This window comes from Bariatricus sp. SGI.154 (genome assembly GCF_050313795.1).
In the GTDB taxonomy this organism is placed as follows: domain Bacteria; phylum Bacillota; class Clostridia; order Lachnospirales; family Lachnospiraceae; genus CAMBRQ01.
This window is the reverse complement of record NZ_JBNPMC010000017.1, coordinates 21,207-34,391: the sequence shown is the minus strand read 5'-3', so window position 1 is coordinate 34,391 and position 13,185 is coordinate 21,207. Positions and strand designations below refer to the sequence as shown.

11 protein-coding genes and 1 tRNA gene are annotated in these 13,185 nt (G+C 44.4%); 2 read left to right on the top strand and 10 right to left on the bottom strand.

What is annotated here, in order from left to right; translation table 11 throughout:
• Positions 1–7: 7 nt before the first annotated feature.
• The gene (gene asnB, locus ACQRBN_RS09360; protein WP_427738699.1) at positions 8–1,846 is read right to left on the bottom strand and encodes an asparagine synthase (glutamine-hydrolyzing); all 1,839 of its coding nucleotides are present in this window, start codon (positions 1,844–1,846) and stop codon (positions 8–10) included.
• Between the two features lie 133 nt (positions 1,847–1,979).
• Here asnB and ACQRBN_RS09355 point away from each other — a divergent pair, with 133 nt between their 5' ends.
• Positions 1,980–2,291: a hypothetical protein gene (locus ACQRBN_RS09355; RefSeq protein ID WP_427738698.1), complete on the top strand. Its 312-nt coding sequence runs from the start codon at positions 1,980–1,982 to the stop codon at positions 2,289–2,291.
• Between the two features lie 126 nt (positions 2,292–2,417).
• Here the strand turns inward: ACQRBN_RS09355 and ACQRBN_RS09350 are convergent, their stop codons facing one another.
• Positions 2,418–3,701 carry an adenylosuccinate synthase gene (locus ACQRBN_RS09350; RefSeq protein WP_427738697.1) on the bottom strand — a complete coding sequence of 428 codons (1,284 nt, stop codon included), beginning with the start codon at positions 3,699–3,701 and terminating at the stop codon, positions 2,418–2,420.
• A gap of 140 nt (positions 3,702–3,841) precedes the next feature.
• The gene (gene cls / locus ACQRBN_RS09345; protein ID WP_427738696.1) at positions 3,842–5,404 is read right to left on the bottom strand and encodes a cardiolipin synthase; all 1,563 of its coding nucleotides are present in this window, start codon (positions 5,402–5,404) and stop codon (positions 3,842–3,844) included.
• A 181-nt stretch (positions 5,405–5,585) separates the two neighbouring features.
• On the opposite strand from cls, the gene ACQRBN_RS09340 reads away from it, so the two are divergent.
• Positions 5,586–5,930, top strand: a complete 345-nt coding sequence (locus tag ACQRBN_RS09340) for a hypothetical protein (protein ID WP_427738695.1) — start codon at positions 5,586–5,588, stop codon at positions 5,928–5,930.
• Between the two features lie 80 nt (positions 5,931–6,010).
• Here ACQRBN_RS09340 and ACQRBN_RS09335 read toward each other — a convergent pair whose 3' ends face one another.
• The 7 genes from ACQRBN_RS09335 to sigH all read right to left on the bottom strand — a co-directional run bounded on the left by ACQRBN_RS09335 (position 6,011) and on the right by sigH (position 13,175).
• The gene (locus ACQRBN_RS09335; RefSeq protein WP_427738694.1) at positions 6,011–7,411 is read right to left on the bottom strand and encodes a PLP-dependent aminotransferase family protein; all 1,401 of its coding nucleotides are present in this window, start codon (positions 7,409–7,411) and stop codon (positions 6,011–6,013) included.
• A gap of 1 nt (position 7,412) precedes the next feature.
• Positions 7,413–9,083, bottom strand: a complete 1,671-nt coding sequence (locus ACQRBN_RS09330) for a glutamine--tRNA ligase/YqeY domain fusion protein (protein ID WP_427738693.1) — start codon at positions 9,081–9,083, stop codon at positions 7,413–7,415.
• Between the two features lie 67 nt (positions 9,084–9,150).
• Positions 9,151–9,849, bottom strand: a complete 699-nt coding sequence (locus tag ACQRBN_RS09325) for an NUDIX domain-containing protein (protein ID WP_427738692.1) — start codon at positions 9,847–9,849, stop codon at positions 9,151–9,153.
• A 19-nt stretch (positions 9,850–9,868) separates the two neighbouring features.
• Positions 9,869–10,822, bottom strand: a complete 954-nt coding sequence (gene rarD, locus ACQRBN_RS09320; protein ID WP_427738691.1) for an EamA family transporter RarD — start codon at positions 10,820–10,822, stop codon at positions 9,869–9,871.
• Between the two features lie 57 nt (positions 10,823–10,879).
• A complete protein-coding gene (locus tag ACQRBN_RS09315) occupies positions 10,880–12,235 on the bottom strand; it encodes an MATE family efflux transporter (RefSeq protein WP_427738690.1) in 1,356 nt (451 codons plus the stop codon).
• 123 nt (positions 12,236–12,358) lie between these two features.
• Positions 12,359–12,431 (bottom strand) — tRNA-Thr (locus tag ACQRBN_RS09310).
• A gap of 135 nt (positions 12,432–12,566) precedes the next feature.
• Positions 12,567–13,175, bottom strand: coding sequence for an RNA polymerase sporulation sigma factor SigH (gene sigH / locus ACQRBN_RS09305; RefSeq protein WP_427738689.1), 609 nt, complete (start codon positions 13,173–13,175; stop codon positions 12,567–12,569).
• Between the last annotated feature and the right edge of the window lie 10 nt (positions 13,176–13,185).

The following is a 13,185-nucleotide window of genomic DNA, read 5'->3' as shown; positions in this document are numbered from 1 at the left end:
GTTCTGCCTATGCACCGAAAAACACCTCATGCCATACCAGAAATGCATAGACCGTCCATATCTTTCTGCTGTTATCTTCTCTCCCCTCTCTATGCCTGTCAAGAAGTTCCACCAGCATCTCCGTATGGAAATAATATGAAGAAGTCTCCCCTTCGAATCTCTCTCTGATCTGATTATACCATACATCCTCCTTCATCCAATTACGAATTGGGATTGGAAATCCTAATTTTTTCTTACGGGATACACTCTTCGGCAGATATTCGGCTGCTACTTTTCGTAGTACATATTTGGTCGTATAATTCCTGGTCTTCATCCGATGCGGAATCCTTCTTGCCACCCGGAAAACATCTATGTCCAGAAACGGCACTCGAAGTTCCAGCGAATGCGCCATACTCATCCGATCTGCCTTCTGCAGGATATCTCCCGGCAGCCAGTACTTAAGGTCAATGTACTGCATCTGTTCAGAATCCGGCAATTCTGCAGCCTTGGCATATGTATCTTCTAAGAATTCTTTTGGTTCCTGCGTCTGCTGCAGTTTGCTCCTCTTAAGCAGCGCCTCCCGTTCCCACGCATGAAAAATATATGCGTTACCGATATACCTCTCCTGAAGCGGGCTGGCAGCACGAATCAGATAATTCCTTCCTTTCACCCCCTCCGGAAGACGCTTGGCTCTCCCAGCGATTCTCTTTCGAATTCCTATGGGAATCCAGTCCAGAACATGGAGCGCCTTTGGTTCCAGATAGATATTATAGCCTCCGAATATCTCATCTGCCCCCTCTCCTGACAGCACAACCTTCACATGCTTTGCCGCCTCCTGAGATAGAAAATAGAGTGCGATCGCAGAGGCATCCCCGGATGGTTCATCCAGATAATACATCACTTTCGGAATGGCTTCTGTATATTCCTCCTGGGTAATGTATTTCTGCATATTCTCAATCTGCAGTGTATCCGCAAGATCCTTCGCATATGTAATCTCATTGTATTTCTCACCTTCGTGGGCGAATCCTACTGTAAACGTCTTCTTACATCCTGACATGGCTGCTATCAGACTGGAATCCACACCGCTTGATAAGAAACTTGCCACCTCTACGTCACTGACCAGATGCCTGGTAACCGACCGCTGCATCATCTCCTCCACGTCTCTCATCCGATCTGCCAGTTTTCCTCGCCTATCCGGTTCCAAAGACGGATCAAAATAACGGGTTATCTTCAACTCCTGATTCTCATACACCAGATAATGCCCTGGCAGCAAGCGATAGATTCCCTTGAAGAATGTCTCAGGCAAAACCGAATACTGGAAAGACAGGTATTGCTCCAGCGCCTCTTCATTCACTTGCTTCTCATATCCGGGGAATTCCAGAATACTCTTAATCTCGGAAGCAAATACAAACGCATCCCCAATCAAAGCATAATAGAATGGCTTAATCCCGAAGAAATCCCTTGCCGCGAACAGACTCCTCCTCTTCTCATCCCAGATGGCGAAACTGAACATGCCGCGCAGTTTCTCAAGCATCCCTTTCTGATATTCCTCGAACCCGTGAAGCAGTACCTCCGAATCCGATGCATTCCCAAACTGATGACCTTTTTGCTCTAACATCTTCTTAAGAATCTGGTAATTATAGATCTCCCCATTGAACACTAAGGTCATGCTTCCATCTTCATTCTGCATCGGCTGCATCCCTGAATCCAGATCAATGATGCTAAGCCGCCGGAATCCAAGCATCGCCCCATCTGCATAATAAGTATCACCACCATCCGGTCCACGGTGCTCCATGACCTTCATCATACGGTTCAAGATCTGCTCCCTCTCCTCAACCGCTCCAATAACCCCACAGATTCCACACATATCTATCTCTCCTCTTCTTTGGCTTGTATTGTTGTATGAAAATATTGTAGAATAGGGAGATTTCTAAGATTCTATCAAAATGTTTCGAAAGTGTAAAATGTGGGAATTTTGTTCTTGAAGAGTAATTCGTAAGGTGTACGGCAGAGAGGGGCAGTATGGGCGTGGAACGGATTTATATTCATGTAGTAGGAGTTTTCTTTATTCGCTTACACTTCCAATGTGTTTCCCTACCGATACCGTCCCACATGCGCCCTGCCGGAATCCTCCCCATGTAGAAAGTCTTGAGAATCCGGAACTGTCAGGCGCAGGGATAAGGTTTGGCGGGACTGGGCTCGTTGGACAAGCGTTAGAATCCGTTGCAATCAAAGAGGCAGAGATTGTGTACGAAGTGCTGACCTCAAGTCAGCACTTCGAGGACTGCCTGAGTTCAATCATCATCAGATGATTGGACGAATCAGTCCGGTTACACAATCTCTGCCTCTTTGATTGTTATGGATTCTTAGCGCAGGACTCCGAACCCAGCCCCGCCAAGCCTCATCCCTGCGCCGTACACTTCCCAATAATCAAATTCCTACTTACAATTCCTATATATAATATCCTCTCTACCCGGTCCATTCGAAACCATCGTGATCGGATATCCAATCTGCTCTTCTACGAACTCAATATACTTCCGGCAGTTCTCTGGCAATTCTTCATAAGTCTTAATTCCGCGGATATCGCATTTCCATCCCGGAAGTGTCTTAAGAACCGGTTTTGCCTTCTCCAAAAGATGTGTGGTCGGGAAATCTGTTGTCACTTCTCCGTCAATCTCATATCCCACACATACCGGGATCTCATCTAAGTATCCCAGTACATCCAGTACCGTGAATGCTACATCTGTCGTTCCCTGCATTCTGCAGCCATACTTGGAAGCCACACAGTCGAACCATCCCATTCTTCTCGGACGTCCGGTAGTTGCTCCGAATTCTCCGCCGTCTCCGCCGCGTCTTCTCAGTTCATCTGCCTCATCACCGAAGATCTCGCTTACGAAAGCGCCTGCTCCTACCGCACTTGAATATGCCTTACATACGGTGATTACCTTCTTGATCTCATACGGCGGAATGCCTGCTCCGATCGCGCCATACGCTGCCAGAGTAGAAGAAGAAGTAACCATTGGATAGATTCCATGATCCGGATCTTTCAAAGAACCAAGCTGTCCCTCTAACAGGATCTCTTTTCCTTCTTTTAATGCATTGTGCAGATAGAGGGATGTATCACATACATACGGCTCTACCATCTTCTTATATTCTTGAAGTTCATTATATAGATCATCAGGATCGATTGTTGGCTTGTGGTACAGGTGTTCCAGCAATACATTCTTCTGGGCTGCAACCCTGGCTACTTTTTCCTTCAACAGTTCATCATCGAAGAGTTCACTTACCTGGAAACCAATCTTCGCATATTTATCAGAATAAAATGGTGCGATTCCTGACTTCGTTGATCCGAAAGACTTTCCTCCCAGTCTCTCCTCTTCATATGCGTCAAAATTCTTATGATAAGACATTACCATCTGGGCACGGTCTGATACAAGAATCTTCGGCATCGGAACATCTCTCTCAACAATAGACTGGATTTCTTTAAAAAGCACCGGAATATCAAGCGCTACACCATTTCCAATAATGCTTGTGGTGTGACCGTAGAACACGCCTGAAGGCAAGGTATGCAATGCAAACTTACCATAATCATTGATGATCGTATGACCTGCATTGGCTCCTCCCTGAAATCTTACGATAATATCCGCCTCTTCTGCGAGCATATCCGTAATCTTTCCTTTTCCTTCGTCTCCCCAGTTAGCACCAACTACTGCTTTAACCATATCAATTCCTCCTGCGTTATTAACGTAACTTATTGCTCTCATTAATGATTCCTTATGAAACCACTTTAAGCATTATACTATATTTTCCCGTTTCTGTAAAATGCATTTTCAAGGATTCAGGCATTTTCTTCTGCCTTTTTCTACATCAGCGGGGCAATCAACCTTAATACTTGCCCTGTAATCTTCGTAAACATACTTCGATTCTTAGCCTCAACCAAAGTTACTTTGTGACATTTTACAAGCGTCTGCTGGAAATCCCGTTCAATCTTATCAATTTCTGAATTATTGTAGATAAATGCACCACACTCAAAATGCAGGTACAGACTTCGATAATCCAGATTAATCGTACCGACGGTTGCCGTATCATCATCCGATACGAACACCTTTGCATGGACGAATCCCGGTGTGTACTCATAGATCTGTACTCCGCCCTCGATCAATTCCTTGTAATACGTCTTTGCAACTACAAATGCATACCATTTATCCGGAATATGAGGCATAATGATGATTACCTCGATTCCACTCTTGGCTACCCTGGTCAGCGTCGTAATCATCTCATTATCCAGAATCAGATAAGGTGTCATAATATGTACGTATTTCTTTGCGTGGTTCAGAATATGGAAATATACTTCCTCACCTACATTCTCATTATCAAAAGGACTGTCGGCGTAAGGAATTACATAGCCCATCTCCCGATGAAGACCTGACCTCTTCGGCGTCAGGTATTTCCTATAATCCTCCTGTCTTCTCTCATCTACATTCCACATCTGTAAGAATACCATCGTCAGACTTTGCACAGCATCTCCTCTTAGCATGATTGCCGTATCCTTCCAGTGTCCGAATCTTACCTTTTTATTAATATATTCATCTCCCAGATTGATTCCTCCGGTAAATCCTACTTTACCATCAATGACACAGATTTTCCGATGATCCCGGTTATTCTGAGTCGTTGACAGGAATGGCTTGATGCTGTTGGACATCTTGCACTGAATTCCGTATCGCCTAATTTGGCTCGGATAATTATAAGGAAGCATAGATATGGCGCACATGCCATCATACATAAACCGCACTTCGACGCCTTCTTTCGCCTTCTCTTTCAGGATCTCCAGTATGGTTCCCCACATATATCCTTCCTCAACGATAAAATATTCCATAAATATGAACTTCTTTGCTTTTTTCAGTTCCGTTATCATCGCCTTGAACTTATGCTCTCCCAACGGGAAATACCGAACCTGCGTATTCCGGTAAGTCGGGAAGCCCAACTGATTCGACAGATAATAGGATAACTGGGCATTCGCAGACTTGCTCGCCCATAATGCATCTACTACATCCCTGTCCTGCTGCATATACTCAGACGTCTCAATCCTAAGTGTAGACAGGCGATTCTGCATGAATCTGGTTCCAAACTGCATCTGCACGAAGACATAGAACAGAACTCCAATAATCGGAAATGCCAACACACATAACATCCACGTCATCTTAAATGCCGGATTCCCCTTTGAGTTAATAATATAAATTACGATAATCGCCTGCAATATAATCAATGCTCCATAAATATATGTGATATACTCTTCCAGATAGCAGAATGCCCCAACAGCCGTTCCTATCTGCAAAAGAAGCAGAAGAAGAATGATTCCTGTTCTACTGAATATGATACGGAACAAACCTTTTTTGGCTGTACCTGGTACTTCGTTTTTACTCATATATTACACTCCTCTGTTCAAACATATGTCTCAGTTTAACACAATTTTTCATCCTTCTCAACTTACACATTTATTTAAATCGTCACTATACATACATTTTATTTTATTTTTAGAGGAAAAATAATGCAATATGTGTTATGATATGGTTTAGAATACAATTTTGAAAGGAGATATTACTATCATGGACAAATGGCTCAAGAAGATATTAGGTCTGGCTGCTGCCAGTGGTGCAATTGCAGGACTGATCTATTATTTGAAGAAAAAAGATTCTGACAAGGACGATGAATTCGCTGATGATTTTGAAGACAATGATTTCGACCTTGACAGCGACTTAAAACCAGTATCAGACCGTGAATACGTATCTTTGAATCCATCTGCAAAAGAGGAAGCAGACAAAGCGGAGGAGACTGCTTCTGAGGAGAGTGCATCTGATGAAACTGTTTCCGAAGAGACCGCTTCTGAAGAGACTGCTTCCAAAGAGACCGCTTCTGAAGACGCCGAGGATACCAAAACAACGGAAGAATAATACACACTGGCTTATGAATCAAATGAAAAAGACGAAAGTACAGATCCTACTCCTATGCCCTGTATTTTCGTCTTTTTTATTTAAACTTCTCTCCAGCAATTCTTAAGAATCTCCACCGCCTGTCGGATCTGATCCTCCGTAAGGTTCGCATAACCTAATAATATGGTTGCTTTCTTATCTGCCTGTTCCTTGATACAGTAATCTGACAGTCCATAGACCCTGATATCCTTCTTTGCCGCTCTTTGAATCAATTCTTCCTCTGTCATGCCATTTTCAAAAGTAAGGAGCAGATGAACGCCTGCATGCTCCCCTGAGATCTTGCAGATATCTTCCAGCGGACGCAGTTCATCGATCAGCACATCGTGCCTGCTCTTATACAGAGCCCTTGTTTTATTCAAATGTCTCTCATAATATCCATCTTCGATGAATTTCTGGACAATTAACTGATCCACTTTGGAAACCGTGGAATTCACAAACCGGGTCTTCTTATTATATTCATCTAACAAAGGCTTTGGAAGCACCATGTAACTCAATCGAATCGCAGGCGCGATCGATTTAGAAAAGGTTCCCAGATAGATGACTTTATCATGGATATCATATCCTTGTAAAGCAGGAATCGGCTTACCCTTGTAACGGAATTCACTGTCATAGTCATCTTCGATGATATGGCGTCCTTCTTTCCGACATGCCCATTTCAGCAGTTCCATCCTGCGCTTAATTGGCATAACAATCCCCGTTGGATACTGATGCGACGGCGTCACATAAGCAATATCAGCTTCTGATTCCTCCAATTCTGATACTTTCATTCCATATTTATCCAGTGATACCGGCACCGTCTCATAGGACATGCCGTTTGCCATACGGTAAGCCTGCTTATAAGTCGGATCTTCAAAGGCAATCTTATGATCCATTCCAAGAATCATGCCTAACAGCATCAGGATATAATCACTTCCTGCGCCCACAATAATCTGATTCGGAGAGCAGTTCACTCCTCTCGCCTGATACAGATAGTTGCTAATGGCATTGCGGAATCCATATTCTCCTTGCGAATCCCCGGTACGAAATAACTCGGTACGGTCATCTATCAAGATATCCTTCGAAAGTTTTCTCCACACATTATAAGGAAAACTCTTCAGGTCAACTCCATTCGGCGTAAAATCATACTGATATTTTCTACGCACATCCCCTTTCTGCGCTTCCCTTGCCTTCACGGGCTTCAGATGATACAACTCCTTGATCTGCGCCACAAAGAATCCCCGGTAAGGTTCTGATTCTATATAGCCCTCCGAGAGAAGCTGCTCATACGCCAGTTCCACCGTACTGCGACTCACTTCCAGATGCTTCGACAAAGCCCTTGTAGACGGAAGTTTCTCCCCGTACGGAATCCTGCCGTTCTGGATGTCCGACTTAATATAGTCATAGATCTGCTCATAGAGCGGAATCTTCGAATTTGTCTTCAGATTGATCGTCAATTCATTCATATTACTTCTTCGGTAATTTAAAGGAACTCTTCAAAGATACGATTCTGTTAAATACCAGGTTCTCCGGTGTGGAATCCTTGGAATCAATACAGAAGTATCCATTTCTTACGAACTGGAAACTGTCACATGCCTTCGCGTCTGCGAAACTGTCTTCCACATAGCATTCCTTACGAATCTCCAGAGAATTCGGATTCAGGTTCAAAGAACCGTCTTCTTTATTGTATACGCCCTTCTCCTCATCGATCAGGTTCTCGTACAGACGTACTTCTGCCTGTTTTGCATAAGGTGCTGCTACCCAGTGGATCGTTCCTTTGACTTTACGTCCGGTAAAACCAGTGCCACACTTTGTCTCCGGATCGTAAGTACAGTGTACTACTGTCACATTGCCGTCGGCATCCGTCTCGTAACTTTCGCATTTTACAAAGTATGCGTGCATCAGGCGTACTTCATTGCCCGGGAAGAGGCGGAAATACTTCTTCGGGGGCTCGATCATAAAATCGTCACGCTCAATATATAACTCCTTGCAGAACGGAACTTTACGCATACCAAGTTCCGGATTCTCCATGTTGTTATCTACATCCAGATACTCTACCTCGTCTTCCGGATAGTTATCAATCACCAGTTTAATCGGATCTAAGATTGCCATCATACGAGCCTTCTTCATCTTCAGATCCTCACGGATACAGTATTCAAGCATCGCGTAGTCTACAGAACTCTGGCTCTTGGATACTCCGCACATCTCCACAAACATACGGATAGATTCCGGAGTAAATCCACGTCTTCTAAGCGCTGCGATAGATACCAGTCTCGGATCATCCCATCCATCCACGATACCTTCCATAACCAGTTTCTTAATATATCTCTTACCCGTTACTACATTCGTCAGATACATCTTAGAAAACTCAATCTGGCGTGGTGCCGGGTCGAATTCACATTCTCTTACTACCCAGTCATATAACGGTCTGTGATCTTCAAACTCCAAGGTACAGATGGAATGTGTAATCTTCTCAACTGCATCTTCAATCGGATGTGCAAAATCATACATCGGATAGATGCACCATTTATCTCCGGTATTGTGATGTGCCATATGCGCCACACGATAGATAACCGGATCACGCATGTTGATGTTCGGCGATGTCATATCAATCTTCGCACGAAGCACTTTCTCCCCATCCTCATACTTTCCGTCCTTCATCTCCTCGAACAGCCTTAAGTTCTCTTCCACAGAACGATCCCTGTATGGACTGTTCTTTCCAGGCTCCGTCAGAGTGCCTCGGTATTCTCTGATCTCATCTGCGCTTAAGTCACAGACGAAAGCCTTGCCTTTCTTGATGAGTTTCACTGCACATTCATACATCACATCAAAATAATCGGATGCAAAATACAGATGATCCTTAAAATCTGCTCCCAGCCATGCCACATCTTCTTTGATAGACTCTACGAACTCCGTATCCTCTTTTGTCGGATTGGTATCGTCAAATCTCAGATGGAAAGTTCCGTTATATTTCTTAGCAAGTCCGGAATTCAAAATGATAGACTTCGCATGTCCAATGTGCAGATATCCATTCGGCTCCGGCGGAAATCTGGTGCATACTTCCGTATAAACGCCTTCTGCCAGGTCCTTATCTATCTCCTGTTCGATAAAATTTTTGGAAACTGTTTCTTCTCCCATATTGTTCCTCCTTGTAGATACTTACATTCTGTTCCCTATCTTATCATAAAAAATATGGCGAAACAAGTTACAATCGTGATTTCAGCACAACAAGTCCATGAACAATCATCGCTGCGTGATCCGCTGCCAGCATCCCTGTCTCTTTTACCTTGAATTTCTCTTCTCTTATGATTCCTTCTGTTGCTGTTCTTACTACCACGGCTGTCGTATCCAGACTACGGCTCTTATTCCGTATCTTTAAGCGATAAGTGTCTTTGATCTGATCCTTCGTCCATGCAGCCTCGACAAGTTCCAGACTCACATCGCACCATACCGCATCCGCAGCATCGTCTCCTGCCTGAACCTTAACATCATGCTCATCTACCAGCGCCATATACGCCGTTGTAATCACCCGCGTCCGTGGATCTCTGTCGTAATCACCATAAGTCGCAAGCTGTTCCATCCGAACTCCTGCAACCCCTGTCTCCTCCTCCAGTTCCCGTCTGGCTGTAACATCCAGGTCCTCATCTAAGTTCACGAACCCGCCCGGCATCGCCCAGTATCCGATACAGGGATGATTGCTCCTCTTTACAAGCAACACCTTCAGCCCTTTAAGCGAACCGTCTAACTCCCCTGAATGTGCGAATATTAAAGCATCTGTCGTACAACTCGGAGTCTGATATCTATATGGATCATAATCTTCAAGAAACTCCTCAAGACTCTGACCCTGTGCATTCGGCTCTCCATTGCCATAAAAACTTGATATATCTTTTAAAAATGTTGTCATTGCTCTTTTCCTCCTTCTCCTATGCCTGTTTCCTATCATTCCCCACACCACTCTTTATAATCATCAGAAGAACTCCTGCCCAGATAAATACAAACGAAATAATCTTATCCACATTCACCGCCTCTTTGAATAAGAATATCCCCATCAAGAACTGAATCGTAGGATTCAGATACATCAGAATTCCTGTCAGATAGAAAGGAATCTTCTTGACTCCTGCCGTATACACCAGAAGCGGAAATGCCGTAATGATTCCAGCCAGCGGAAGCAACCCCCACTGCATCCCATGCAGTATACCTCCCGCTCCCATGCCATTCATCTCCGCATATATCATGTATCCCAACGTCACAGGGGATACCAACAACGTCTCCAGGAATAGAGACTCATCGCTTCCAAGCGGCAGCCCTTTCTTAATCATCCCATACACAGCGAAACTGCCTCCAATCACCATCGCAAGCACCGGCACCGTTCCCGAACGAACCACCAGATACAGCACCCCCGCTGCACTTAAGCCAACCGCCGTCCACTCCCTAATAGACAGCCTTTCCCGAAAACATAAGACTCCCAATACCACCACCAGAATCGGATTCATATAATATCCAAAACTGCTATCCAGCAGATGCCCGTTATTTACCGCCCAGATATAACTCCCCCAATTAATACACACGACCACTCCACAGATTCCACACCGTAAAACCAGCCATCGATCCTTTAAAATCTCTCTAATTCTCTCCCATTTCCGTCTGACCGTCAGATAAACCACACAAAATCCCAACGACCAAACGACCCTGGCACATAAGATATAAACAGCCGGAACCGCCTCCAACGTCTTCCAAAACACCGGAAGACATCCCCACATAATATATGTAGCCGTCACAAGCACGATCCCCAGTCTCTTCTCATCTCCCATCCCACTTGTCACTTTTCCACTTTTACTTATACCATCCCTACTATCCATATTCTTCTCAATCCTCACACTATCACTCCTCGTTTTCTCAGGTATCATTCATATCCTGGTCAAAAACTGCGTCCACTAATTCGTATCTGCATTCTGACTCACCTGCGGCATCCATTTTCCCTTCCAGGCATAGATCAATATCAATGCTAATCCTACCATCCAGGATAATGGATATACAACCATAAGCAAGGACAGTTCATGCGCAATAGACATTGCTATGCCAATCCAGATCACCCGGAACACGCATAACGAGAAGAGAATAATGAGCATCGGCTGCAAGGTCTTCCCCGTCCCTCGTATGGTACCCGATATCACATGAAGAAGCGCCAGACTCCAGTAGAACGGGCAGAAATACTTCATAATATAGACCCCATATGCCACCACATCAGCGTCCCCGGTAAATACCCCAATGACCGGCGATGCGAAAAGTAATAACAACGCTCCCGTCACAACAGTATAGAGAATCCCCATTCCCGCTGATACATACAGCCCTTTCTTCACCCTATCATATCTGCCAGCTCCGATATTCTGTCCCGTAAATGTAGTTGCAGCCATACTGAAACTCAGTACCGGAAGGATATTAAAGCCATCGACCTTGACATAGGCAGCAAATCCAGCCATAACAACCGCCCCAAAACTATTCACACTGGACTGGACAATTACATTGGAAAATGAGATTACAATATTCTGGATTCCCGTCGGAAGCCCAATCTTGATAATCTTAGACAACAAATGGTCATAGAATCGGATGTCTCTGAGACGCACCTGATAGATCTCGCCACACCTAGTCAGAAACAGAAGAATGCAGACACAAGAAATCAACTGACTGATATCCGTCGCCAACGCCACCCCTACGATTCCCATCTTAAGCACCACCACAAACAGAAGATCCAGGAATATATTCGAGATTGCCGCAATCATCAGATAGATCAGGGAACGCCTGGAATTCCCCACCGCATTCAAGATTCCGGCAGACATATTATAGATCACGGAGAAGAAGATTCCTCCAAAATACACCTGCAGATAGATGATCGCCTGATCTAGTACTTCATATGGAGTTCCCATGGCTCTTAACAGTACCGGAACCAGAAGAATCCCTACGAATGTCATTACCAATCCTGCCACAAGCGCAACTGCCAGCGTAGTATGTACTGCTTTCTTTACGCCCTGCTTATCCTGCGCTCCGAAAAACTGCGAGATGACTACACCCGCACCTGCCGAAGCACCGATACAGAAACTGATCAGCAGATTAATGATTGAACCACTCGACCCCACTGCTGCCAGCGCCTCACTTCCAATATAGTTTCCTACAATAATCGAATCCACCGTATTATATAACTGCTGAAACAGATTCCCCAGAATCAACGGGATTGAATAGAATAGCATCTTTTTCCAGATAGAACCTTCTGTCATAACCGCCGAACTTTTCATTTGTATTACCTCTCATATCTCTTTTATATTTCCTGCAACCATACACCGCATACATACTCACTCTATAGAATTGGAGAAAAAAAATACTCCCTGAACTGGGAGTACCTCTCATGATGTCTATCAAGCTGCCTAGCGGAATCGAACCGCCGACCTCCGCCTTACCAAGGCGACGCTCTACCGACTGAGCCAAGGCAGCACGCATATTCGATATGCAACATTGATACTATACAATACCTAATGTGGTTTTGTCAATAAGATTTTCCACAAATTTTACCACAAATTTTTCATGAAATTTTTCAGATTCAGATTTCAACCATTCAGATTTCAGCACTTACCGTTTCTCATTCTCCAGAATCTTCTCTGTCTTACTTTTAATCCGCTGAAGAGCATTATCAACCGTCTTCGGACTCTTATCCAGCAGACGGGCGATGGTCTTATAATCAGTTCCCAGAAGATGCAGGTACAGAACACGGTTCTCAAGATCGCTTAGACTCTCCTCCAGTTTCGTCTCTAATAATTCTGCATATTCCCGACTGACCAGCAATTCTTCAGGATTACTCTCTCCGCCGGCCTCCATAGTATCCATCAGCGCCCCCTGCTCTCCTGTCTTCTCATAGAGGGAGACGTAACTGTTAAGCGGGCTGTGTTTCTTACGCTTAGATGCTTCAATGGCAGAGTACATCTGCCTGGTGATACAGAGTTTGGCGAAACTAAAAAAAGAGGTCTCCTGCTCCACATTATAATCCTGCACTGCTTTAAACAAGCCAATCATCCCCTCCTGGATCAGATCATCATTCTCTCCGCCCAGCAGGTACATGGCATTGGCTTCTTTTCGCACCAGGTTCTTATATTTTTCCATGATATAATCAATGATGTTCTTATCACCTTTTCGGAGATTGCAGATCAATTGTTCATCCGTCATCTGTCCATAGTTCGCCATCTTCTCCTCC